The organism is Pararhizobium sp. DWP3-4, assembly GCF_049898205.1.
Lineage (GTDB): Bacteria > Pseudomonadota > Alphaproteobacteria > Rhizobiales > Rhizobiaceae > Pararhizobium.
On sequence record NZ_JAFCXF010000003.1, the window covers coordinates 467,676 to 490,464 of the forward strand.

General features: G+C 59.7%; 17 protein-coding genes, 1 tRNA gene and 2 rRNA genes. 11 read left to right on the forward strand and 9 right to left on the reverse strand.

Annotation, left to right across the window (positions count from 1 at the left end; all coding sequences use genetic code 11):
• Window positions 1–8: 8 nt before the first annotated feature.
• The 6 genes from ACP7E6_RS11580 (at window position 9) to ACP7E6_RS11605 (ending at window position 6,598) form a co-directional block, all read left to right on the forward strand.
• On the forward strand, window positions 9–1,031 hold the full coding sequence (locus ACP7E6_RS11580; RefSeq protein ID WP_426229909.1) for an ABC transporter substrate-binding protein: 1,023 nt from the start codon (window positions 9–11) through the stop codon (window positions 1,029–1,031).
• A gap of 231 nt (window positions 1,032–1,262) precedes the next feature.
• A complete protein-coding gene (locus tag ACP7E6_RS11585) occupies window positions 1,263–2,090 on the forward strand; it encodes an ABC transporter permease (protein WP_426229910.1) in 828 nt (275 codons plus the stop codon).
• On the forward strand, window positions 2,087–2,866 hold the full coding sequence (locus tag ACP7E6_RS11590) for an ABC transporter permease (RefSeq protein ID WP_426229911.1): 780 nt from the start codon (window positions 2,087–2,089) through the stop codon (window positions 2,864–2,866). The genes ACP7E6_RS11585 and ACP7E6_RS11590 overlap by 4 nt, the downstream gene beginning before the upstream one ends.
• Window positions 2,859–3,884 (forward strand): ABC transporter ATP-binding protein, encoded by a 1,026-nt coding sequence (locus ACP7E6_RS11595; protein WP_426229912.1) that lies wholly within the window; start codon window positions 2,859–2,861, stop codon window positions 3,882–3,884. Before ACP7E6_RS11590 ends, ACP7E6_RS11595 begins: the two co-directional genes overlap by 8 nt.
• Before the next feature lie 6 nt (window positions 3,885–3,890).
• Window positions 3,891–4,814, forward strand: coding sequence for a nucleoside hydrolase (locus tag ACP7E6_RS11600; RefSeq protein WP_426229913.1), 924 nt, complete (start codon window positions 3,891–3,893; stop codon window positions 4,812–4,814).
• Window positions 4,811–6,598 (forward strand): adenine deaminase, encoded by a 1,788-nt coding sequence (locus ACP7E6_RS11605; protein WP_426229914.1) that lies wholly within the window; start codon window positions 4,811–4,813, stop codon window positions 6,596–6,598. Before ACP7E6_RS11600 ends, ACP7E6_RS11605 begins: the two co-directional genes overlap by 4 nt.
• Window positions 6,599–6,713: 115 nt before the next feature.
• Here ACP7E6_RS11605 and ACP7E6_RS11610 read toward each other — a convergent pair whose 3' ends face one another.
• The 5 genes from ACP7E6_RS11610 to ACP7E6_RS11630 all read right to left on the reverse strand — a co-directional run bounded on the left by ACP7E6_RS11610 (window position 6,714) and on the right by ACP7E6_RS11630 (window position 13,696).
• Window positions 6,714–8,441, reverse strand: a complete 1,728-nt coding sequence (locus ACP7E6_RS11610) for a M14 family metallopeptidase (protein ID WP_426229915.1) — start codon at window positions 8,439–8,441, stop codon at window positions 6,714–6,716.
• Between the two features lie 4 nt (window positions 8,442–8,445).
• Window positions 8,446–9,294, reverse strand: coding sequence for an ABC transporter permease (locus ACP7E6_RS11615; RefSeq protein ID WP_426229916.1), 849 nt, complete (start codon window positions 9,292–9,294; stop codon window positions 8,446–8,448).
• A gap of 6 nt (window positions 9,295–9,300) precedes the next feature.
• Window positions 9,301–10,224 carry an ABC transporter permease gene (locus ACP7E6_RS11620; protein ID WP_113247276.1) on the reverse strand — a complete coding sequence of 308 codons (924 nt, stop codon included), beginning with the start codon at window positions 10,222–10,224 and terminating at the stop codon, window positions 9,301–9,303.
• A gap of 67 nt (window positions 10,225–10,291) precedes the next feature.
• Window positions 10,292–11,827, reverse strand: a complete 1,536-nt coding sequence (locus ACP7E6_RS11625; RefSeq protein WP_426229917.1) for an ABC transporter substrate-binding protein — start codon at window positions 11,825–11,827, stop codon at window positions 10,292–10,294.
• Between the two features lie 42 nt (window positions 11,828–11,869).
• Window positions 11,870–13,696 (reverse strand): dipeptide ABC transporter ATP-binding protein, encoded by a 1,827-nt coding sequence (locus tag ACP7E6_RS11630; protein ID WP_426229918.1) that lies wholly within the window; start codon window positions 13,694–13,696, stop codon window positions 11,870–11,872.
• A 210-nt stretch (window positions 13,697–13,906) separates the two neighbouring features.
• On the opposite strand from ACP7E6_RS11630, the gene ACP7E6_RS11635 reads away from it, so the two are divergent.
• Window positions 13,907–14,077 carry a hypothetical protein gene (locus tag ACP7E6_RS11635; RefSeq protein ID WP_426229919.1) on the forward strand — a complete coding sequence of 57 codons (171 nt, stop codon included), beginning with the start codon at window positions 13,907–13,909 and terminating at the stop codon, window positions 14,075–14,077.
• Between the two features lie 259 nt (window positions 14,078–14,336).
• Here the strand turns inward: ACP7E6_RS11635 and ACP7E6_RS11640 are convergent, their stop codons facing one another.
• Window positions 14,337–15,509 (reverse strand): M20 aminoacylase family protein, encoded by a 1,173-nt coding sequence (locus ACP7E6_RS11640; protein ID WP_426229920.1) that lies wholly within the window; start codon window positions 15,507–15,509, stop codon window positions 14,337–14,339.
• A 137-nt stretch (window positions 15,510–15,646) separates the two neighbouring features.
• Between ACP7E6_RS11640 and ACP7E6_RS11645 the strand changes: the two genes are divergently transcribed.
• The 4 genes from ACP7E6_RS11645 (at window position 15,647) to ACP7E6_RS11660 (ending at window position 21,552) form a co-directional block, all read left to right on the forward strand.
• Window positions 15,647–16,330, forward strand: a complete 684-nt coding sequence (locus ACP7E6_RS11645) for a phosphoribosyltransferase (protein WP_426229921.1) — start codon at window positions 15,647–15,649, stop codon at window positions 16,328–16,330.
• A gap of 384 nt (window positions 16,331–16,714) precedes the next feature.
• Entirely contained in the window at window positions 16,715–18,664 is a 1,950-nt protein-coding gene (locus ACP7E6_RS11650; protein ID WP_426229953.1) for a PrkA family serine protein kinase, read from the forward strand.
• A 26-nt stretch (window positions 18,665–18,690) separates the two neighbouring features.
• Window positions 18,691–20,004, forward strand: coding sequence for a YeaH/YhbH family protein (locus ACP7E6_RS11655; RefSeq protein WP_426229922.1), 1,314 nt, complete (start codon window positions 18,691–18,693; stop codon window positions 20,002–20,004).
• 12 nt (window positions 20,005–20,016) lie between these two features.
• A complete protein-coding gene (locus tag ACP7E6_RS11660) occupies window positions 20,017–21,552 on the forward strand; it encodes a SpoVR family protein (RefSeq protein ID WP_426229923.1) in 1,536 nt (511 codons plus the stop codon).
• 111 nt (window positions 21,553–21,663) lie between these two features.
• On the opposite strand, the gene ACP7E6_RS11665 is transcribed toward ACP7E6_RS11660, so the two are convergent.
• The 3 genes from ACP7E6_RS11665 to ACP7E6_RS11675 all read right to left on the reverse strand — a co-directional run.
• Window positions 21,664–21,740 (reverse strand) — tRNA-Met (locus ACP7E6_RS11665).
• Window positions 21,741–22,185: 445 nt separating this feature from the next.
• Window positions 22,186–22,300 (reverse strand): 5S ribosomal RNA (gene rrf, locus ACP7E6_RS11670).
• A 380-nt stretch (window positions 22,301–22,680) separates the two neighbouring features.
• Window positions 22,681–22,789 (reverse strand): 23S ribosomal RNA (locus ACP7E6_RS11675); the annotation flags it as partial.

The following is a 22,789-nucleotide window of genomic DNA, read 5'->3' on the forward strand; positions in this document are numbered from 1 at the left end:
GAACGCAGATGAACAAAATGCTCTTTTCGTCAGTCGCCGCGCTGATGCTCACCATGGGCGCTGCCCATGCACAGGAAAAAACCCTGACAATTTCCGTCTACGCCTTCGCGCAGGACGAATTCAAGGAGATCGTCTACGATCCCTTCGAAGCCAAGTGCGGCTGCAAGCTGGTGGTCGAAACCGGCAACAGCGTCGAGCGCCTCGCCAAGATCGAAGCCAACAAGACCAACCCGGTCATCGACATGGCCGTGGTTTCCATGGCCGACGCGCTTTCGGCTGATCGCAATGGCCTGATCGACAAGATCGACACCACCAAGCTCAGCAATTTCGGCAAGCTCTACGACATCGCCAAGGACCCGAATGGCGACGGCATGAGCGTCGGCTACACCTTCTATGCGACCTCCATCGTCTACCGCACCGACAAGATGAAGATCGATTCCTGGGCCGACCTTTTGAAGCCGGAATATGCCGGTCATGTCGCCTTCCCGAACATCACCACCAACCAGGGACCGCCGGCACTCTATATGCTCGGCAAGGCGCTTGGCACCGATACGCCGGATCTCAAGGGCGCTATCGAAGCGCTCGGCGCCAAGAAAGATGACATTGTCACCTTCTACGTCAAATCCTCGCAACTGGTGCAGCTGATGCAGCAGGAGGAAATCTGGGCGGCGCCGATCGGCCGCTTCTCCTGGGCGCCGTTCACCAAGCTCGACCTGCCGCTCGGCTGGGCGACGCCGAAGGAAGGCCAGACCGGCGGCATGAACGTCATTGTTCTGACCAAGGGTGCGAAGAACCAGGACCTTGCACTCGAATTCATGGATTTCTGGCTCTCGACCGAAATCCAGACAAAGCTTGCCGAAAAGCTGGTCGATAGCCCGGCCAACAAGGAAGCCAAGGTTTCCGACGAAATCGCCGGCAACCTGACCTATGGCGAAGAAACGGCCAACAGCCTCAAGCTCCTTCCATCCGCCGTAGCGCTCGACAACCGCGATGCGTGGCTGTCCGAGTGGAATGCCAAGGTCGGCCAGTAACTGGCCAACACGAATGCCTCCCAAGGCAAGGGGCGTGGCCAGCGAACTCCGGTTTGCGAACTGCGCCCCGACTGAACCGGCCGTCAACGTGAGATGCTGCTGCCACGGCGCCTCACCCCACCCCTCTTCCCGTTCATGGGAAGAGGGGAAGTGGCCGGTTCACGAAAAAGAGTGACACGGATCGCCGGTAACCGCGTTGATCCCGTTTGAACCTGCTGGAGACGACGAACCATGTTCCAGAACCGGGCAGAAGCATTGGCGCTCGCCCTGCCAGCTGCGATTTTCGCGGGGCTGGTCTTCCTCGTGCCGGTTATCCTGCTGTTGTCGGAAGGTTTTCGATCGGCGGATAGCTGGAGCCTGTCGGCCTATGCGGATTTCTTTTCGCAGCCGCTAAACCGGACGGTCTTTCTGCGGACACTGAAGCTGGGCGCGCTCGTCACCGCAGCGGCAGCCGTGATCGGTTATGCCACCGCCTTCGCCATCGTCAGCCTGCAGCCTGGCACCAAGGGCCGGATGATCGGGCTTGTCGTATTGCCGCTGATGATTTCGCCGGTCGCCCGCACCTATGCCTGGATCGTCATTCTCGGCCGCACCGGCATCGTCAACCAGGCGCTGATGGCTGTTGGCCTCAGCGACGAACCGATCCGCATCCTCTTTAGCGAAACCGCCGTCTTCATCGGCCTGCTGCAGCTTTTCCTGCCCTTGATGGTGATCTCGCTGATCAGTGCGCTTGAAAACCTGCCGAAGGATGTTGTACCCGCCGCCCGGGTGCTCGGTGCCAACTGGTTCCAGGTGTTCTGGAAAGTCATCCTGCCGCTGACCCGCGAGGGTCTGGTGGTCGGCGGAACGCTGGTCTTCACCGGTTCGATGACCGCCTATATCACGCCCGCCATTCTCGGCGGATCGAAGGTGCTGATGCTGGAGACGCTGCTCTACCAGCAGGTCACCGTCGCCAACAATTTCGTGTCGGCCAGCGTCATCGCCTTCATCCTGATCGTCATGAGTTTTGCCGCCAATATTCTCCTGAAGCGGATCGCAACGGCGAGGAACAAGCGATGACCCCGAGACTGTTCGCCCCGATCACGCTGCTTCTGGTGCTGATCTTCCTGATCGGCCCGTTCCTGATCATCGTCGCCGCCTCGTTTTCGGCCGGCGATACCCTGGCCTTTCCGCCGCAGGGCTTTTCGTTCAAGTGGATCCTCAAGGTCTTCACCGTCGAGAGCTTTCGCGACAGCTTCGTGATGTCGATGTTCCTGGCGATTGGCGGCACCTTTGCTGCCCTTCTGCTCGGCATTCCCGCCGCCTATGCGATGTCGCGCTATAAATTGCCGATGTCTGAGACCGTGCGCACCATCGTCTCGGCGCCGATCATCGTGCCGGGCATCATCGTCGGCCTGGCGCTCTTGCGCTATTTCGTTGTGCCCATCGGTGTTTCGATCACGCTGGCGCTGTTCCTTGCCCATACGGCGCTGATCCTGCCCTATGCCGTGCGGGTCGTCTCTGCCAGCCTCAACAACCTGCGCTCGGATATCGAGGAGGCTGCGGTTCTGCTCGGCTCGTCGCGGCTCGGTGCCTTCTTCCGGGTGGTGCTGCCGAACATTCGCGGCGGCATACTGTCGGCCTTCATCCTCGGCTTCGTCACCAGCTTCAATCAGGTTCCGGTTTCGCTGTTCCTGTCCGGGCCGGGTGTCCGAACCCTGCCGATCGATATGCTCGGCTACATGGAGATCGTCTTCGACCCGTCGATCGCCGCCCTGTCTTCGCTGCTCGCTTTCCTTTCCATCGGTATCGTCTTCCTAGCCGAACGTTTTCTGGGGTTCTCCCGCTATGTCTGACACATCCTTCCTCACCCTCGACAAGCTCTCCCTCGCCTATGGCAAATCGATCGCCGTCAAGGATCTCGATCTCGAGATTCGCAAAGGCGAATTGCTGGCGCTGCTCGGCCCCTCCGGCTGCGGCAAGACCACGACCATGCGCTCGATTGCCGGCCTGATGACGCCGGTTGGCGGACGTATCAGCCTTGATGGCGCCGATATTACCCGGGTTGCTGCCAACAAGCGGGCGGTCGGGCTGGTCTTCCAGTCCTACGCGCTGTTTCCGCATCTGACTGTGTTCGAAAATGTCGCCTTCGGTCTCAAGCTCAAGGGCATGCGCGGCACGGAGCTGGAGAAGAAAGTCACCGCCGGCCTCAAATCCGTCGGCCTTTCGGCCTTTGCCGACCGCAAGACCCCGGAGCTTTCCGGTGGGCAGCAGCAGCGCGTGGCACTTGCCCGATCCATGGTCATGGAGCCGAAGGTGCTTCTGCTTGACGAACCGCTCTCCAATCTCGATGCCCGCCTGCGGTTGGAGATGCGCACGGAGCTACAGCGCGTGCAGAAGGAAAGCGGCGTGACGATGATCTTCGTCACCCACGATCAGGTCGAGGCCCTAGCGCTCGCCGACCGGATCGTCGTGATGAAGAACGGCGCCATCGAGCAGATCGGCACGCCGGAAGAAATTTACAATCATCCTGTCTCCAGCTTCGTCGCCGATTTCGTCGGCTTCGAAAACATCTTCGCTATCAGCGATGGCAAGCTGACCACCGCCAACGGCGCTGTCTCCCTTTCCAAGCCACTCCCGGATGCTGCAGGCCTTGCCTGGCGGCCCCGCGCGGTTTCCTTCGGATCCGGCCCGCTGACGGGCACAGTGCGCGGCGTCTCCTTTGCTGGCGGCACGCGCGAATACGTGTTGGAAACATCGCTCGGCATCATCAAGACAGAGGTGGACGCAACCCTGCCCGCCCATGCACTGGGCGCCACCGTTGCCTTTGACCTGCCGGTCGATGGTGCCGCTCTCCTCAAGCGCTTCGGATAAATAGTCATGGGTGTCTGGATCGATACGGATATGGGCTTTGACGACATCGCCGCCATTCTGGTGGTGATGCACGCGGGCGTGACCATCGACGGCATATCGTTGGTGTTCGGCAATACGCCGATGGATCAGGTTCGGCGCAATACCGCAGGCGCTGCCAAGGCCTTCGGCTGGACCATCCCCGTTCATGCCGGACGCAGCCAGCCGGTATTGGGCGCGCTTGAAACCGCGCAGGAAATTCTCGGTGAGACCGGCATTCCAACCGCCGGACTGACGCTGCCGGATGCCGGTGATGTCGCAGGCGATGATGCCTTCTCGGCGCTTTGCCAATGGCTGGAAAACACGCCCTCCCCGCGCCGCATCCTGGCACTCGGACCGCTGACCAATATCGCAGCCCTGGCCTTGGCTAAACCTGATCTCGCAGCCCGGATCGACGAACTCACCTGGATGGGCGGCGGGCTGTCGCGCGGCAACCATACCGCATCGGCCGAATTCAACGCCCTTGCCGACCCCGAAGCCGTCGCCATCGTCCTGTCGCATGGCCTGCCGTTGCGCATGGTCGACCTCGATTTCTGCCGCAAGGTACTGGCTACACCCGGCGATATCGAGCCGGTCCGGCAGGCAGGCGGAGCGAACGCCGCGCTGCTCGCCGACATGCTTGCCGGTTACATCGATATCGGCGTCAGCCGTGGCCGCCCAGCCATGGCGATCTACGATCCGTCAGCCGCCGCAGCCTTCGTCCGCCCCGACCTTGTCACCTTCCAACCGGCCCGGATCGGCATGGAACTCGCCGGTTCTCTGACACGCGGCCGCACCGTGGTGGAAATCCGCGCCAGCCACGGCGCCTTCAATGCCGAATTCGCAGCCGATTGCGATGCAGGAGCGATCAAGGCGATCGTGCTCGGCGCCCTGCGCTGGGAGGCCGGCAAATGACACATCCCGCAGCACGTGAACTCGCCGACCTCAATGACGGCGGCCTGCGCAGCCGCGCCATCGAGGCAGCACGTGGCGATGCCCCTTTCGACACCCTGATCGTCAACGGCACTCTGGTCGACATGGTGACGGGCGAGTTGCGCGCAGCCGATATCGGCCTCGTTGGCCCGCTGATCGCCAGCGTCCATCCGGCCGGTACCAGATTGGACGCGGCAGAGATCATCGATATCTCCGGTGGTTTCGCTTCACCGGGCCTGATCGATACGCATATGCATATCGAAAGCTCGATGGTGACGCCCGCGACCTACGCTAACGCCGTTCTGCCGCGCGGCGTGACGACGATCGTCTGGGATCCGCATGAGTTCGGCAATGTCCATGGCGTTGCCGGTGTGCGTTTTGCCGCCGATGCCGCCAAGAAATCGCCACTGCGGATGATCCTGCTTGCCCCCTCCTGCGTGCCATCAGCGCCAGGACTGGAACTCAACGGTGCCGATTTCGATGCCGATGTAATCGCCGACCTGCTGTCGTGGCCGGAAATCGGCGGCATCGCTGAAGTCATGAACATGCGCGGCGTTATCGAGCGCGATCCGCGCATGAGCGCCATTGTCCAGGCAGGGCTAACGTCGGGAAAGCTGATCTGCGGCCATGCACGCGGCCTGAAGGCTGGCGATCTCGCTGCCTTCATGGCCGCCGGGATCAGCTCCGACCATGAACTGGTATCATCAGCCGATCTGATGGAAAAGCTGCGCGCCGGCATGGCGATCGAACTGCGCGGCTCCCACGATCACCTGCTGCCGGTATTCGTCGAGGCCCTGAACCAGCTCGGTCATCTGCCGCAAACCGTCACCCTCTGCACCGACGACGTCTTTCCCGACGATCTGGCAGCAGGCGGCGGTCTCGACGATGTTATCAGGCGGCTGGTGCGCTACGGCCTGAAGCCGGAACGGGCGCTGCGGGCGGCAACGCTCAATGCGGCTCAACGGCTGGGGCGCTCCGATCTTGGTCTCGTGGCTGCAGGCCGCCGCGCCGATATTGCTATCTTCGACAATCTCACGGATCTCAAAGCCCGCCTCGTCATCGCCAACGGTGTCGTTGTTGCCCAGGACGGCCGCATGCTTGCCGACATCACATCTGCCGATACATCCGTGCTTGAGCATTCGATGAAGATCGCGCCGCTGACGGCCGATGATTTTCGCGTCGCCTCCAATGAAAAGGCTGTCCGGATCGCCACCATCGACCAGCCGCGATTTACCCGCTGGGGTGAGGCGGAAGCGCAGGTGCGGGATGGCTTCGTTGTACCGCCGGAAGGCACGACCCTGATTGCCGTTGCACATCGCCACGGACGCAGCGACAGCCGTCCGCGTGTCGGTTTCCTGAAGGGCTGGGGCGAATGGCACGGCGCCTTCGCCAATACCGTTTCCCATGACAGCCATAACCTCACGGTGTTCGGCAGCGATCCCGCAGACATGGCGCTTGCCGCCAATGTAGTGATCGCTGCTGGTGGCGGCATGGCTGTGGCATCCAATGGAATGGTCAAGGCAATTCTGCCACTGCCGCTCTCGGGCCTTGCCTCCGATGCACCGCTGGATGATGTGGCCCGGGATTTCGCAGGCATTCGCGCCGCCATGGACGATATCGTCGACTGGCAACCACCCTACCTGGTCTTCAAGGCCTGCTTCGGAGCAACCCTTGCCTGCAACGCCGGACCGCACCAGACCGACCGGGGCATTGCCGATGTCGAAACCGGAATGCTGATGGAAAGCCCTATCCTGCCCACGGCATGATCGCCTGTCACAATCCATTCCCCCAACAGGTTTGGCGAGGAATTCGGGCCGTGCATATGAGTTATCGTGACCGGCCATCCCTTGATGACCGGCCGTGTTTAACCGATTGATAGGATCAGCTGAGCGGCACGATTTCCTGCCACGCCGCATAGGCGGAGAGAACGAGTTCCATCTGAGCCGTGTGACCCGCGACAAACTCTTCGCCGTAGATGGTCTCGTCCGGATATTCGGTGATCAGGGTCATCGGCACGGTATGGCGATCATCCACAGAAATGAGGCAGGGGAAGCCGTTAATGATGCGGAAACCGGTTTCACCGGCATGTATCTCGTAGAGTGCGATCTGCCTGTCATTATACGCCAGAAGCCCCGGCATCTCACCGAGATGCCGCGTCACCCGGTCGAGCAACGTCTCCGACTGGCTTTCCCAACCAGCATGATGGCGCACGATGAGAAAAAAGCCTTTCGGCAGGGTCCAGGCGGCAAAACCGCGCGGCACATAACCCGATAGCGGCCGGGTCCACTCATGCGCGGGATAGCCATGCAGGTTCACATGCAGCTGTGCACCGCTCAACTCCTGCGCCTTGAAGCGGATTTCTTTTTCGTTGACGTGCCCGGCGGAATTTTCATGTGTGCGATATTCGAGATCGTCGCCAAGCGCAGTATAACGGGCGGCGTGATGCATGTGGCGCGGGTTGTCACGGCGCAATCGCTGGTGCACGGCATAACCATCCGGATTTTCCAGCGGCGAAACGGTGAAATGCGCGCCATCGCGCCCGGTGAGCTTGGCGGCAGCGCGAAGAGCGCCGACGATGCCGGTGGTCTCGTTTGGATGCTGCCCGCCGCTGATCATCACCGGGGCATCGCGACCGGCGATGTAACGCGCCGAAACCGTGCGGCCAGACCGGGTACGGGCGGCAAACCGCTCGCCGCCGATCGCCTCCAGCTGCGCTACCACCTGGGCTTCGGCCAGCGGTTCGCGGGCCATATCGATCGCCTGCTCGGCACCGTCCAGAAAAGCGGTCGATAAAACGCGGGTGGTTAAATCGAGCGTGATGGGGCCTTCGGCCTTCACGACTTCCGGCACGATCATGCCGGGCTTCAGACCGCGATCCCCTGGTGGGCGGCCGGACTTCTTCTGGAAGAATTCAAGAAGCGAGAAATACAGGTCCTCATGAAGCGCTTCACGCAGGCTGACCACTTCATCACCAATCGCCAGCGGCTCATCCTCGGCCGGATGGCCGATACGGATGTTCAGCTCTTCGAAATAGGGCTCGACCTGGCCCCAGTTGTAATCCGCGATCGCGGAAATGGCCTCCTCGAACACGGCCTCATAGTCCGTTTCCAGCCGTTCGCCTGTCGTTTCACCTGCGCGACGCAGCCAACCGGTCGGTGAGAGATTGGTCTGCCCGACACGGTCCTGATGAACCCTGTTCGGCGCAAGGACAGTAAAGGATTGCGCGATGCCGGCGCCCGTCAGCATCACGTCGTAGAAGAACCCGTCGTCGGCGCGTGGGACAAACGTGATCTTGGCGTCCCCCACCAGCGCGGCCAGCGGATAGGTCTCAAGCCGGAAGCGGTTCTCGGATGCTGCGGCGTGGACCGGATAGCGGATTTCGATGGCTTCGATGCCTCTAAGGTCCACCTCTTCGAGAAAGAAGGAGAGCAACGGCTTGTAGGCGCTGCGGATGCGGGCCGTGATGCCTCGCTCGGCCAACTTGCGTTCGGCCGCGACGCGGCTCTCGCGGTCGTCGAAGGTCCACGCCTCGAAATGCACTCCCGGGACGGCGCGCGCCGATAGTTGATCGAGTGTACGCTCGAAGGACTTCTCAAATATCGCGTTCATCGGACTACCTCGAAGTTCTGCCAGTTGGATCAAGGCTGTCGCGCAGCCAGTCACCGAGAAGATTGAGGCCAAGCACAGTCAGGAGGATCGCAAGGCCTGGGAAGACGCTGACCCACCAGGCGGTCTGGAGATAGGTGCGGCCATCGGCCAGCATGCCGCCCCAGCTCGGAATGGTCGGATCGACGCCGAGGCCGAGGAAGGTGAGGCTGCTTTCCAGAAGGATATTGTTGGCGACGTTCAGGGTCATGAGAACGATGACCGGTCCGATCAGGTTCGGCAGCAGATGCTGGAAAATGATGCGCCAGTCCTTCACACCGATGGCGCGTGCAGAAAGAATGAACTCCCGCTCGCGCAGTGTCAGAACCGAACCGCGCACCACCCGGGCATATTGCACCCATTGGGAAACGATCAGCAGGATGATGGTATTGGTCAGGCTGCCGCCAACGATGGCAATGAAGGTAATGGCGAGCAGGATGAACGGCATGGCGAGCTGCAGGTCGGCAAAGCGCATCACCAGCATATCCCAGAAGCCGCGATAATAGCCGGCAATCAGGCCCATCAGCACACCGAAGATCACCGCGCCGATCACCGACGTAAAGCCGACCAGCAGCGAAATCTTGCCGCCGGCAATCACCCGCGCCAGCACATCCCGGCCAAGTGGATCCGTGCCCAAGGGGTAGGCCAAGCTAGTAAACGGCTTGGTGAGACGGGCGATCAGATTGATCTTTTCGGCGCCGCCTGGAAACAGCACGTCGGACAGCAGCACTGCAAGGCAGATGACGAGCGTCAACGATGCGCCGAGGATGAATTCCAGGTTAGAGAACCGCGACAGGCGGGAGGTCTTGGTGGCCATTGGCGGTTACTCCGTACGAATGCGCGGATCAACAAGCCCGTAGGCAATGTCGACCAGGAGATTGACGCCAACGATCATCAGCGACAGGACGGTGATAACGGCTTGCAGGACGGGGTAGTCGCGGGCCGAGACCGCGTCAAAGGCAAGCGTGCCCATGCCCGGCCAGTTGAAGACACGTTCCACGACAACGATGCCGCCGAGAAGTCCGCCGAACTGCAGGCCGAAATAGGTGATGAGCGGAATGGCACAGTTGCGCAGCGCATGCTTGTAGAGCACCGTCGTTTCGCTGAGCCCCTTGGCGCGCGCCACCATGACATATTGCGATTGCAGGGTTTCCAGCATCGAGGTGCGCACCAGCCGGACATTGGTTGCCGTCAGGATAATGCCCATGGTCACCGCCGGCATGACATAACTCGTCCATCCCGACATGCCGCTCGGCGGCAACCAGCCAAGCGTCACTGCAAACAAAAGGACAAGCATGGTGGCGAGCCAGAAGTTCGGGAAGGAAAGACCGATCAGCGAGAGAATGCGGATCGCCTGATCGGCGCCCTTTCCTCTTGCAGTCGCAGCCTTGATGCCGAGCGGTATGGACAGCGCAATCGACACGAACATGGAGATGAACGCGAGCAGCAGTGTGGCCGGCAGCGCATTGCCGATCAGCATTGAAACAGAGGTTCCCCCGGTAAAGCTGCGCCCGAAATCAAGCGTCACCATTCCCTTGAGGAAGTTCAGATATTGCATGATGAACGGCTGGTCGGTGCCCAGCGATGCACGGATGCGCATCAGGTCCTCTTCCGTCATGCTACCACCGCCCTGAAACATCATCAGAGCAGGATCGCCAGTCAGACGGATGGCAAAAGAGACCACCAGCGTGATGGCGAAGACGACGAAGATCGCCTGCAGCAATCGTTTGATCAGGAAACCGGCCACGTTCGTTATCCTTGACGGTAAGGGAAAACGTGCCGCCCGCTAGCCGGGCGGCACAAAGATCTTCAGATTACTCGACGGTGACGTCGGTCAGCTTCAGGCGGTTGTCTGAAGGAGCAACAAAGCCCTTCACCCGCTTGCTGATGCCGTAGATGGCGTTGCTGTTGTAGAGCGGCAGTTCCAGCGCGCGGTCGGCAGCGTAGCGGCCGACTTCCTTGAGGATCTTGTTCCGCTCCGCGCGGTCCGTCAGCGGACGCTGCGATTCCAGCAGCTTGTCCAGCGTCTCGTCCTTGTCGTAGGGGTTCCACTTTTCACCGGAGTGATACATGGCATAGGCTGTATTGTCGTAGTCGAACGTCCAGCCGCCCCATTTCTGCTGGAACATCGCGCCGGTCTTGCCCTGCGGAATGATGTCGTTGATCAGGACATTGGTCTCGTATGGCTTGATCGTTGCGGTAATGCCGACCATCTGCAGGTAGCTGGCGACGACTTGGGCAACCTCGTTCATGGTCGAGTCATTGCCGCGGATATCGATCTGCAGGGTTGCACCCGGCTTGATGCCGGCTTCAGCGAGAAGTGCCTTGGCGCCTTCCGGATCATAGGCAACAGCCTTCAGGTTCGCATCGTAGCCGAAGGACAGCGCGCTCTGAAAGCTGACGATCTCGGAAGCCTGGCCGGCGAGGATCGACTGGACGATCGTTGCGCGATCAACGGCCATGATGATAGCCTTGCGCACCTTGGGATCGGCAGTGATGCCGTCGCGCGTATTGAAGCGCAGCGCATCGACCGTCGGTCCAGGAACGCTGACGATAGCAAGGTTTGCGTCACCTTCGATCACTGGAATCATGCCGATCGGAATGGTCGGCGGGATGACCAGATCGACACGGCCGGCCTGAAGCTCTGCAACAGCCGTCGCCGGCTCAGTGATGAAACGGTATTCCACTTCGGAGAGCTTTGGCGCACCGCCCCAGTAATCCGGGTTGGCTGCAAGCTTGATATCGACCTTGGGAGTGTAGGACACGAACTTGAATGCGCCTGTGCCGACAGGATTAAGGTTGAAATTGTCCTCACCCTTTTCCTGGATGTATTTCGGCGGAACAATCATCGCGCCATAACCCGCAAGCTTGGTCAGCAGCACCGGATCGGGCGTCTTCAGCTTCATGTCGACGGTATGGTCGTCGATCACTTCGACACTTTCGATGGTGGTGTAATTGGAGCGCTGCGGCCCCTTGGAACCTTCTTCGCCGAGCAGGCGTTCGAAGGTAAACTTCACCGCCTGGGCATTGAAGGCTTCGCCATCGTGGAACTTGACATTCTGGCGCAGCTTGAAGCGGATGCGCTTGCCCTGGTCCAGTTCTTCCCAGGATTCAGCAAGGCCCGGCACGAGCTTGAGATCGGCACCACGATAGGTCAGGCCGTCGAAGATATTGGTCGAAACAGCAGCCCACTGCACCAGGAAAGTGTCGATCGGATCCCAGCTGCCGGGGTCCTGCGGGCTCGAAATCGTCATCTTGCCGGCGGCAAGGGCCGGTCCGGCATAAAAAGCGGTACCCGACAAGGCCAGTGCCATGAAGGTTGCTGTCAGTCCCCGTTTGATTGTTTGCATGTCGCTGTTCCTCTCCAGTTGCTTGCAATTTTTTTGCGGTTATCAGGCCACCTTTGCGACGAAGTGGCCCGGATCGATTTCCTCGTGAACGAGAATGGCTGGTTCATCGCCGACACGGTGAACCGGATTGGGTATGTCGCCGGTGATGAGTGTGCTTTTGCGCTCCCTGTTCGGATCGGCGACGGGAACGGCCGAGAGAAGGCGGCGGGTATAATCATGCCGCGGCGTCTCGAACACCTGCTGGCGGCTGCCCATCTCCATGATCTGGCCCAGGTAAAGGACCGCAACGCGATGGCTGATTTCCTCGACCACCGCCATGTCGTGACTGATGAAGAGATAAGCCAGACCGCGCTCTGCCTGCAGATCCATGAACAGGTTGATGATCTGTGCCTGGATCGATACGTCGAGCGCCGATAGCGCTTCGTCGGCAATGATCAGCTTCGGCTCGGAAGCGAGCGCACGCGCGATGCAGACACGCTGGCGCTGTCCGCCGGAAAATTCGTGCGGATAACGATCCGCATGGGCCGATGTCAACCCGACGCGCTCAAGCAGTTCATCGACACGCCGGCGTACGGCTTTCGTGCCTGGGATCAGGCCATGCGTATTGATCGGCTCGGCGATCGAGAAACCAACGGTCTTGCGCGGATCGAGCGAGGCGAAGGGATCCTGAAAGATATATTGAACGTCTTGGCGCAGGCGAAAACGCTCGGCCTTGGACATCGATGAAAAGGGTTTGCCGTTGAACGCGATATCGCCTGTCATCGTGGTCTGCAGCTGCTGGATCGTCCGGCCGATGGTCGACTTGCCGGAACCGGATTCGCCGACCAGCGCCAGCGTCTCGCCCGGGTAGATGTCGAAACCGACCTTAGATACGGCGCTGAGGCGATGGGTTACCTTGCCGAACAGGGACTTGCGGATATCGAAGCTCACGGAAAGATCCCTAACCGAAAGCAGCGGCTTTTCATCATAACGGGCGGTGTCTTGCACGCGCTCCTCGCCGACAGTCACCGGCGCGCCATCGCGCAGCATGGTAACCGGCATGCGCTTGGGAAAGACTTCCCCTGTCATGCTACCCAGGCGCGGTACTGCCGCCAGAAGCGTGCGCGTATAGGGATGCTGCGGATTGGCGAAGATCTCGCGAACCGGGCCTTCCTCGACCTTCTTGCCCTTCCACATCACCACGACGTCATCTGCCATCTCGGCCACGACACCCATGTCGTGGGTGATGAAGATCATGCCCATGCCGAGTTCCTGCTGCAGGTCGCGCATGATGTAGAGGATCTGCGCCTGGATCGTCACGTCAAGCGCCGTTGTCGGCTCGTCGGCGATCAGCAGTTTTGGCCGGCAGGCCAGCGCCATCGCGATCATCACGCGCTGGCGCATGCCGCCGGAAAGCTGATGCGGGTAACGCTTCAGAAGCTGTTCGGAATCGGGCAGGCGAACCATATCCAGAAGCCGCCGCGCCTCTGCCATTGCAGCGGATTTTGTCATGGCTTCGTGCAGCAGCAAAACTTCGCAGATCTGCTCGCCGATCGTAAAGACCGGGTTCAGCGACGTCATCGGCTCCTGGAAGATCATGGCGATCTCCTTGCCGCGAATGCGCCGCATCGCCTTCTGGGACGTTTGAAGCAGGTCCTTTTCGCCAAACAGGATGCGACCCGAGGAGAATGTTGCCCCCATCATGTCCGCAAGCCGCATGACCGCCAGCGACGTGACGGACTTCCCGGAACCGGATTCGCCGACGACCGCCACGGTCTTGCCGGGCGCAACGGAGAAGGAAAGGTTTTCCACCACGCGGTTCACGCCAAAATTGACCGTCAGGTCTTCGACCGAAATCAGCATTTTGCGATCAGTCATCGGCAGCGTCATGTCGGGCCTCCGGCTGCTCTTGCGCCATTGGGGTGAATGAACCGGCGGTCTGCCGTGGTGAAACACGCATGATGACAGCACCGACAAGCTGGAAAGAACCAGCACCTGTAAGACCCTTCATAAATACGTGTGGCGAACGCTACTGAATGTGAACAATCATGTCCATAGTGTTGAGCAATAAATACATATCGCCCTACAGTCGGATGTCCAATGTTGATTGATGCCGATCTTCTTTATGGGTCCTCGGTCCTGAATGGGAATTTGATGCTCCAGCCGGGCACGAACCGCCGCCACGCGCCGGTTCAGTCGGAAAGAATGAGCGAGATGGGCGAAATGCTTTTCCGCAAACAGCAACGGGGCGGCGCTAACGCTCCCGGCTAAACCGCTAAATTGCCCTGAGCAAAGAGGCGCTGCTTTGGCGCAAGACACTGCGCGAGATGGACAACACCTTCAGAAAGGGGTTGCAGCGGATGCGGAATGTCTACAGGCCCTTTTTTGGGGGAACAGAAGATTGAGAAGCCGGATTGCACCGCCAGGCTTGATGCCTTCAATGGCCGGGCGTTGACCGGACCGAGGCATAAGGCATTGGCCACACCGAAAGCGCTGTCGGCGCGGAGAATGATCAGGCGAATATTGCTGTTCAGACAGGAGCCAGTTCCTGCTCCACCAGCGTCGTCCAGAACGCCACGCCCGGGCCGATCGCCGCATCGTTGAAATCATAGGCGGTGTTGTGGTGCAGGGCACCATCCACCGCAGGGCCGTTGCCGAGCCAAACATAACAGCCCGGAGCCTCGCCGGCGAAATAGGCGAAATCGTCACCCGCCGTCGATGGCGGAAAGACGGTTCTGAGCTTGTCGCCGAAGACAGTACCGGCAGCCTTCAACGCACGCGCGGTCGAATCGGCATCGTTGACAACGGGCGGGATACGGCGCTCGAAACCATAGTCAGCGGCGATGCCATACATCGCTGCGGTGCCACTGGCCAGACGGCCGATTTCATTTTCCAGCTGATTGCGCACCTCCGGCGAATAGGCCCGCGCGGTGCCGCCAATCTCGACAATATCCGGAATGACATTGAGCGCCTGTGGATTGCCCGCCTGCACCGAGCAGGCGCTGACCACAGCCGGCTGCAGCGGATCGACCACCCGGCCGACGATCGTCTGCAGCGCGGCAAGAAAGGTTCCGGCGGCCGTGATTGGGTCCTTGCCCAGATGCGGCTTGGCACCATGGGTGCCGGTACCGCGGAACGTCACGCGCCAGCTATCCGAGGAGGCGAGCTGCGGCCCGGCAACCACGGCCATTTCGTCGGTATCGAGGCCGGGCATATTGTGCAGGCCGTAAACGGCATCACACGGAAACCGCTCGAAAAGACCATCCTCGACCATGCGCCGTGCACCGCCGCGACCCTCTTCCGCCGGCTGGAAAATGAAATGCACTGTGCCGGAGAAATTGCGCGTTTCGGCCAGATAGCGTGCCGCGCCAAGCAACAGGGCCGTGTGACCATCATGACCACAGGCATGCATCTTGCCGCTGACCGTCGATTTGTAAGAGCGCTCCGCCGTTTCCGGCATGGCCAATGCATCCATGTCGGCGCGAAGGCCGATGCTGCGGGTGCCGTTGCCGATCTGCAGCGTTCCAACCACGCCGGTGCCGCCCAGTCCGCGTGTCACGGCTATTCCGGCCTTTTCCAATAGATCGGCGACGATGGCGCTGGTGCGCTCTTCCTCGAAACCAAGCTCGGGATGCGCGTGCAGATCGCGGCGCAGCGCAGTGAGGAAAGGCAGGTCGGCAGTCAGAATCTCAGGCAGGCGCATCGGCAGGCAATTCCTTGGATCGTGGGGGTCCATTGTGTGCCGGGGCTCCACAGACTTCCCCTGGACGTTCTTCCGGTATAGAGCAAAAACACAGAAAACCGAACACCTCCCTCACAGCTGGCTCAAAGGAAGACGCCGTGCAGCCGCATGACTTCTGGCAGGACATCCATCCCGCAACCACATTCGATCCGGACAAAACCCACAGGGATTTTTATCCGGCCACCCTGACGGACGGGCGTCAACTCCGCTTGCCGATCCGCCCGCTGTCCGATGGCACCCATGCCCTGGCATCGCTGATCGTCAACCAGGCAAGCTTTGCGGTGCAGGATGTGCTGGCAGCTCAGCTTGCCGAAAAACTGAAACCGTTCCAACCCGACGTCATCGTCGGCCTGCCGACGCTTGGCCTGACGCTCGCCAGCGCCGTCGCGCGGGCGCTCGGCCACAGTCGTTATGTTCCGCTCGGAACCTCGCCAAAGTTCTGGTACCAGGCCGACCTTTCGGTGCCGATGTCCTCGATCACCACGCCGGACCAGACAAAGCGGCTTTATATCGACCCGCGCATGCTGCCACTTCTGGAAAACCGCCGCGTCGTTCTCATCGACGACGTCATTTCCAGCGGCACATCCATCGTCGCCGGTCTGTCGCTTCTGACGATAGCGGGTGTCGAACCGGTGGCAATTGGCGCCGCCATGCTGCAATCGCGCCGGTGGGTAGACCGGTTGACGAATTTGGACAGCCGCTTGCTTGAAAAAACTGCCGGGGTTTTCGCCACGCCGCTATTGTCGAACGCGCGCGATGGAGGCTGGAGAGCTCAGGGGTAACCCCGCAGCATCGTCCAGCTTGATCGGATTTCGAGATACCAGCCGCCATGGCAAGCAGCGCCACCTCCCCAAAGTTGTGCACATTGCGGATGGCATGATGGTTGTCGGCACTATTGTGTTACGCTGGCTGGGAGGAATTCGGAACGATCATCAAAGGCGGTGATTCGGATCTGAGCGAGGTGCGTGATCACCGGTGCGCCCTTCGACAAGGATCCAGGATCCGTCGGTCCCGCCCAAATGGTGCGGTCCTCTTCGTTGTGATATTCTCAGCAGTAACAATTATTTGAAGGAACTTTCGAGAGCAAGGAAACGTTCATCTCGTTGAGCGAGCCGATAGGCAGCGATCCCGTCTCAACGAACCGGCCGCGGGAGAGCATGATGCAGATGCAAAATACCCAGTCCGATGTCTTCGATCTGTTTTCGGAGATTTATACCAGCACAGCGCAGGAGGAGATCAGTCTCCAGGAATATCTGCTGGCGTGCCGCGACGACAAAAGCATGTATGCCACCGCACAGGAGCGCATGGTCGCCGCAATTGGAGAGCCCAACTTCGTTGAAACCAGCGCCGACGAGCGGCTTGGCCGCATCTTCTCCAACCGAACCATCAAGATCTATCCGGCATTCGCCGATTTCTACGGAATGGAAGACACGATCGAGCGGATCGTCGGCTATTTCCGCTATGCCGCGCAGGGCCTCGAAGAGCGCAAACAGATTCTTTACCTGCTCGGACCGGTCGGCGGCGGCAAATCCTCGCTGGCCGAAAGGCTGAAGAAGCTGATGGAGTTGCGTCCGATCTACACATTGATGGTCGGCGGCCAGATCAGCCCGGTGTTTGAGTCCCCCCTCGGCCTCTTCCATCCCGAGCGCATGGCCGATCTTCTTGAAGATAAATACGGCATTGCCAGACGCCGCCTGACCGGCATGATTTCCCCCTGGGCGACCAAGCGTCTTGACGAGGTCGGTGGCGACATCTCGAAATTCAGCGTCGTCAAGCTGATGCCCTCGCGTTTGCGCCAGATCGGCATCGCCAAGACCGAGCCCGGCGATGAAAACAATCAGGACGTCTCCTCGCTGGTCGGCAAGGTCGATATCCGCCAGCTCGAAAATTTCAGCCAGGCCGACCCCGACGCTTATTCCTACAGCGGCGGCCTGAACCGCACGACGCAAGGGCTGCTCGAATTCGTCGAGATGTTCAAAGCGCCGATCAAGGTCCTGCATCCGCTTTTGACCGCGACGCAGGAAGGCAATTATAACGGTACGGAAAATTTCGGCGCCTTCCCCTATCAGGGCATCGTCGTTGCCCATTCGAACGAATCCGAGTGGCTGCAGTTCAAGAACAATCGCAACAACGAGGCGTTCCTCGACCGCATCCTGGTGGTCAAGGTACCCTATTGCCTGAGGGTCACCGAAGAGCGGCAGATCTACGACAAGCTGCTGCGTGAAAGCGAACTTGCCAAGAACCCCTGCGCGCCGGAGGTCCTGGAAAGCCTCAGCCGCTTCACCGTTTCGACACGGCTTACCCCGCATGAAAACTCACCGCTTTATACCAAGATGCGGGTCTATGACGGTGAGAACCTGAAGGACGTCGATCCCAAGGCGAAGTCGGTGCAGGAATACCGCGACGCTGCCGGTGTCGATGAGGGCATGAACGGCGTCAGCACGCGCTTCGCCTTCAAGGTATTGTCGGAGACGTTCAACTACGACAGCAAGGAGATCGCCGCCGATCCGGTGCATCTGATGTATGTCATCGAACAGGCGATCAAGCGCGAGCAGTTTCCCAAGGAAACCGAGGCTGCCTATCTGAATTTCATCAAGTCGGAGCTCGCCACCCGTTATGCCGAATTCATCGGCCATGAAATTCAGAAGGCCTATCTCGAATCCTACAGCGAATACGGCCAGAACCTGTTCGATCGCTATATCGCCTATGCCGACGCCTGGCTTGAGGATCAGGATTTCAAGGATCCTGACACGGGGCAAAACCTCAACCGGACAATCCTCGATAATGAATTGTCGCAGATCGAAAAGCCAGCCGGCATCGCCAACCCGAAGGATTTCCGCAACGAGGTCGTCAAGTTCACCCTTCGGGCCCGCGCCAAGAACAATGGCCGCAATCCGTCCTGGATGAGTTACGAAAAACTGCGCGAAGTGATCGAAAAGAAGATGTTCGGCCAGGTGGAGGATCTGCTGCCGGTTATCAGCTTCGGCTCTAAGAAAGACAGCGCCAGCGAAAAACAGCATGCCGAATTCGTCCATCGCATGATCGAGCGGGGATACACCGAGCGGCAGGTGCGCAGGCTGGTGGAATGGTATATGCGCGTCAACAAGGCGGGGTGAGACATAGCGATGTCTGGGGGTAGCCAATGCCGAACTTCATCGACCGCCGTCTCAACCCGAAGGACAAGAGCCTCGGGAATCGCCAGCGTTTTCTGAAGCGGGCCCGCGAAGAGCTGAAACGGTTTATTAAGGACCGCGTCAAGACCGAGCGGATCGCCGACGTTGATTCTGGCCACGTGGTTCCCATGCCGGCTCGGGGCGCCAGCGAGCCGACCTTTCAGCCCGCCCGCGGCAGTGGCGACCGGCAATATGTCTTGCCCGGCAACCGCGATTACATGCCGGGAGATCGCATCGATAAACCACAGGGCGGTGGCGGCTCGGGCTCTGCTGCCGGAAAAGGCGAAAACGAGGACGATTTCCAATTTCTTCTGTCGCGCGAGGAAGTGCTCGAACTGTTTTTCGAGGATCTCGAACTTCCCGACATGATCAAGCTCAGCCTCAAGGAAGCGGTCGCCTTCAAGCCGCGCCGGGCAGGCTTTGCCACCAGCGGCTCGCCGACCAATATCAATGTCAGCCGCACCATGCGCAACAGCTACGGGCGCCGCATCGCCTTGCAGCGGCCCAAGCGAAAGACGCTGGAGGCATTGGCGCAGGAAATCGAAGATCTTGCGACGGAACCGGATCCCGACATCGTCCAGCGCCAGAATCTGGCCGCCTTACGGGCACAACTCGATCTACTCGAACGCCGCCGCCGCCGCATCCCCTATGTCGATCCCGTCGATATCCGTTTCAACCGGTTCGAACGCCAGCCGCTGCCCAATGCCAATGCGGTGATGTTCTGCCTGATGGATGTCTCCAGTTCGATGGGCGAGCGGGAAAAGGACCTGGCCAAGCGCTTCTTCGTGCTGCTGCATCTCTTCCTGAAACGCCGCTACGACCGGATCGATATCGTCTTCATCCGTCACACAGACGAGGCCGGAGAAGTCGATGAGGATACCTTCTTCTACAGCACCCAGAGCGGCGGCACGGTGGTCTCCACGGCGCTGGAGGAAATGCAGCGCATCATCCAGGAGCGCTACCCCGCCAAGGAATGGAACATCTATGCCGCCCAGGCATCCGACGGTGACAATGCCTCCCGGGATTCGGAACGTTGCGCCTCGCTTTTGACCTCCGAACTGATGCGGCTTTGCCAGTATTATGCCTATGTCGAAATCATCGACGAGCGTGAGAGCGAGATCTTCGGCTCGACCGACAACGGCACCTCGCTCTGGCGCGCCTATCGCACCGTCGACGGCGAATGGCCGAATTTCCAGATGACCCGGATCGCCCGGCCATCCGACATCTATCCTGTCTTTCGAAAGCTCTTCGCCAGGCAGCCAACCCTGCAATTTCGCAGCTGAACGGAGCCCGGCATGGCCAAGAACGCTGGCGCTAAACTGCTGTTCCACAGTTCCGACTGGAACTTCGAGACGCTGTCGCACGCCTATGACGCGATCGAGAAAATCGCGCTCGATGAACTCGGGCTCGACGTCTATCCCAACCAGCTCGAAATCATCTCCTCAGAACAGATGCTCGACGCCTACTCGTCCGTCGGCATGCCGCTGATGTACCAGCACTGGTCATTCGGCAAACGCTTCGTCTACGAAGAGAACGGCTACCGCAAGGGCCATCACGGCCTTGCCTATGAGCTGGTGATCAACTCCAATCCCTGCATCACCTATCTGATGGAGGAAAACACCATGGCCATGCAGACCCTGGTGACCGCCCATGCGGCCTTCGGCCACAATCATTTCTTCAAGAACAATTATCTGTTCAAGCAATGGACCGATGCCGGAGCCATCCTCGACTATATGGAATTCTCCAAGAAATACATCGCCAAATGCGAGGAAAGGCACGGGACAGCGGCCGTCGAGGCCATTCTTGATTCCGCTCATGCGCTGATGGATCAGGGCGTGTTCCGTTACCGCCGCCCGCCGCGCCTGTCCTCCAAGAAAGAGCAGGAACGGGCCCGGGAAAGATTGGAATATGAGGAGCAGACCTATAGCGATCTGTGGCGGACCCTGCCGCGTGCCACCGGCCGGCCCGACCCGGCAGAAGCGGAACGCGACGCCCTGGAGCGGAAGAAGGTTCTCAATCTGCCGGAAGAAAACCTCCTCTATTTTCTGGAGAAGAACAGCCTGATCCTGGAACCATGGCAACGGGAGCTGCTGCGCATCGTTCGCGTGATCGCCCAGTATTTCTATCCGCAGCGGCAGACCAAGGTGATGAACGAGGGATGCGCCACTTTCGTGCATTACACCATCATGAATAGGCTGTTCGACCAGGGCAAGATCAGCGAAGGCTCGATGCTGGAATTGCTCCACAGCCATTCCAGCGTGGTGTTTCAGCCGCATTTCGACGATCCGCGCTGTTCCGGGATCAATCCCTATGCGCTCGGATTTGCCATGATGCAGGACATCGAGCGCATCTGCAATCAGCCGACATCCGAAGACCGCGACTGGTTTCCGGGCATTGCCGGCAGCGGCCAATGGCGCGAGACGCTGCTGGATGCCTGGGCCAACCACCGGGACGAATCGTTCATTCTGCAATATCTAAGCCCGGCGCTGATCCGCAAATTCCGGCTGTTTCAGCTGACCGACGAGGCGGACAGCAAATATTGCGAGGTTGCCTCGATTCACAACGAGCAGGGATATTCTGATATCCGCAAGGCGCTGGCCAGAAGCTACGATGTCGCCGCCAACCAGCAGGATATCCAGGTTGTCGATGTCGATCTGCTCGGCGACCGGCAACTACGGTTACAACACCGGATCAAGAACGGCGTCCTGCTGGAGGAAACCAGCCGCGACGCCACGCTTGGCCATGTCCGGCACCTATGGGGTTATGGTGTGAGCCTATCGGGTGTGGACGCTGAGACGGGGGCGGAGCGGTATGCGTGTTCGACGGGCTGATCGGCGATTGCCTCTGTGCCCTTTTCTTTTTCGTCGTTCACGTTCCCGAACGCAGCAAAGCCCGCCTCGGTTTCCGGATGGCGGGCTTTTTGTGTGTTTTTGGTATTGATTTGGTTGCGGGGGCAGGATTTGAACCTGCGGCCTTCAGGTTATGAGCCTGACGAGCTACCGGGCTGCTCCACCCCGCGTTACCAGCGTTTTGCGTTAGCAAAATCGCGTCTGTGTATCTCTGCATTCTGCGTAGCAGAATGTCGGAACCGTGCAAATCCGTTAGGATTTGTCGCGTTACCAGCGTATTCGGCGAAGCCGAATATCGCGACAAGGAAACCGCCTTATGGCGGTTTTCGTCAATAGCGCAAACCGAAGGTTTGTCGCTTACAGGTTGGGCCGTATTTGCCTTCCCTTGTTCATTTCAGCGCAAATTCGCAGAATTTGTCGCCTTGATGTTCCGTATCAGGCAGAGACCTTTAGCAGAACGGGCTGTTTTCAAGCGAGAAGACAGCCTTTGAATGTGTACTCATACACCGGCATCTTACCGAAGCAAAAAGGCCGCTTGAGGGCGGCCTGTTTTCTCGGCTGGGCCGGAGGATGAAGAGAAGAGAGTGTATTTGGTATTTTTCTTGCCTTTAGCAGACCTGGCAGCGACCTACTCTCCCGCGTCTTAAGACGGAGTACCATTGGCGCAGGGGCGTTTCACGGCCGTGTTCGGAATGGGAACGGGTGCAGCCACCCCGCAATAACCACCAGGTCAACTAAGGGCAAGATTTACACCTGCAGTGCAGGTGTAAATCTCGCTCTTAGTTTGCACGGCTAGCTTATCCTTCTCGCTCGTCGCTCGAAGGGCAGCCGTGCTGGCCATACGGACACCCCCAAAGGAGGCGACACCGGCCAGAGCGATTTCCACACCGCAGATGCGGGGTAAAACCAAAATGAGAAGCTGGCGAGGGAAACCCTCTTTCTTATATTTTTGAACACGTTTTGTTGCTCGCGTTCCGGCCACAGGCCGCAAGCGCAGAGCGCGTCGCCAATCGTTTGGCGCGCCGTCCGCAGCGCAGCCGCCTTGCGGCGACAGCGTGAGGACAAAACAGATGGCTTATGGTTCATCTTCGATGAACATAAGCAATGAGAACAATCAAGCCAATCGAACGATTAGTACCGGTAAGCTTCATGCATTGCTGCACTTCCACACCCGGCCTATCAACGTGGTAGTCTTCCACGGTTCTCAAGGGAATACTCG

Bases quoted from the DNA above. Each gene is read 5' to 3' on its own strand.
- ACP7E6_RS11660 (WP_426229923.1), top strand. From the start codon at position 20,017: ATGGCCAAGAACGCTGGCGCTAAACTGCTGTTCCACAGTTCCGACTGG.
- ACP7E6_RS11580 (WP_426229909.1), top strand. From the start codon at position 9: ATGAACAAAATGCTCTTTTCGTCAGTCGCCGCGCTGATGCTCACCATG.
- ACP7E6_RS11635 (WP_426229919.1), top strand. From the start codon at position 13,907: ATGTTGATTGATGCCGATCTTCTTTATGGGTCCTCGGTCCTGAATGGG.
- ACP7E6_RS11605 (WP_426229914.1), top strand. From the start codon at position 4,811: ATGACACATCCCGCAGCACGTGAACTCGCCGACCTCAATGACGGCGGC.
- ACP7E6_RS11590 (WP_426229911.1), top strand. From the start codon at position 2,087: ATGACCCCGAGACTGTTCGCCCCGATCACGCTGCTTCTGGTGCTGATC.
- ACP7E6_RS11610 (WP_426229915.1), bottom strand. From the start codon at position 8,441: ATGAACGCGATATTTGAGAAGTCCTTCGAGCGTACACTCGATCAACTA.
- ACP7E6_RS11650 (WP_426229953.1), top strand. From the start codon at position 16,715: ATGCAAAATACCCAGTCCGATGTCTTCGATCTGTTTTCGGAGATTTAT.
- ACP7E6_RS11585 (WP_426229910.1), top strand. From the start codon at position 1,263: ATGTTCCAGAACCGGGCAGAAGCATTGGCGCTCGCCCTGCCAGCTGCG.
- ACP7E6_RS11595 (WP_426229912.1), top strand. From the start codon at position 2,859: ATGTCTGACACATCCTTCCTCACCCTCGACAAGCTCTCCCTCGCCTAT.
- ACP7E6_RS11630 (WP_426229918.1), bottom strand. From the start codon at position 13,696: ATGACGCTGCCGATGACTGATCGCAAAATGCTGATTTCGGTCGAAGAC.
- ACP7E6_RS11655 (WP_426229922.1), top strand. From the start codon at position 18,691: ATGCCGAACTTCATCGACCGCCGTCTCAACCCGAAGGACAAGAGCCTC.
- ACP7E6_RS11615 (WP_426229916.1), bottom strand. From the start codon at position 9,294: ATGGCCACCAAGACCTCCCGCCTGTCGCGGTTCTCTAACCTGGAATTC.
- ACP7E6_RS11600 (WP_426229913.1), top strand. From the start codon at position 3,891: ATGGGTGTCTGGATCGATACGGATATGGGCTTTGACGACATCGCCGCC.
- ACP7E6_RS11640 (WP_426229920.1), bottom strand. From the start codon at position 15,509: ATGCGCCTGCCTGAGATTCTGACTGCCGACCTGCCTTTCCTCACTGCG.
- ACP7E6_RS11625 (WP_426229917.1), bottom strand. From the start codon at position 11,827: ATGCAAACAATCAAACGGGGACTGACAGCAACCTTCATGGCACTGGCC.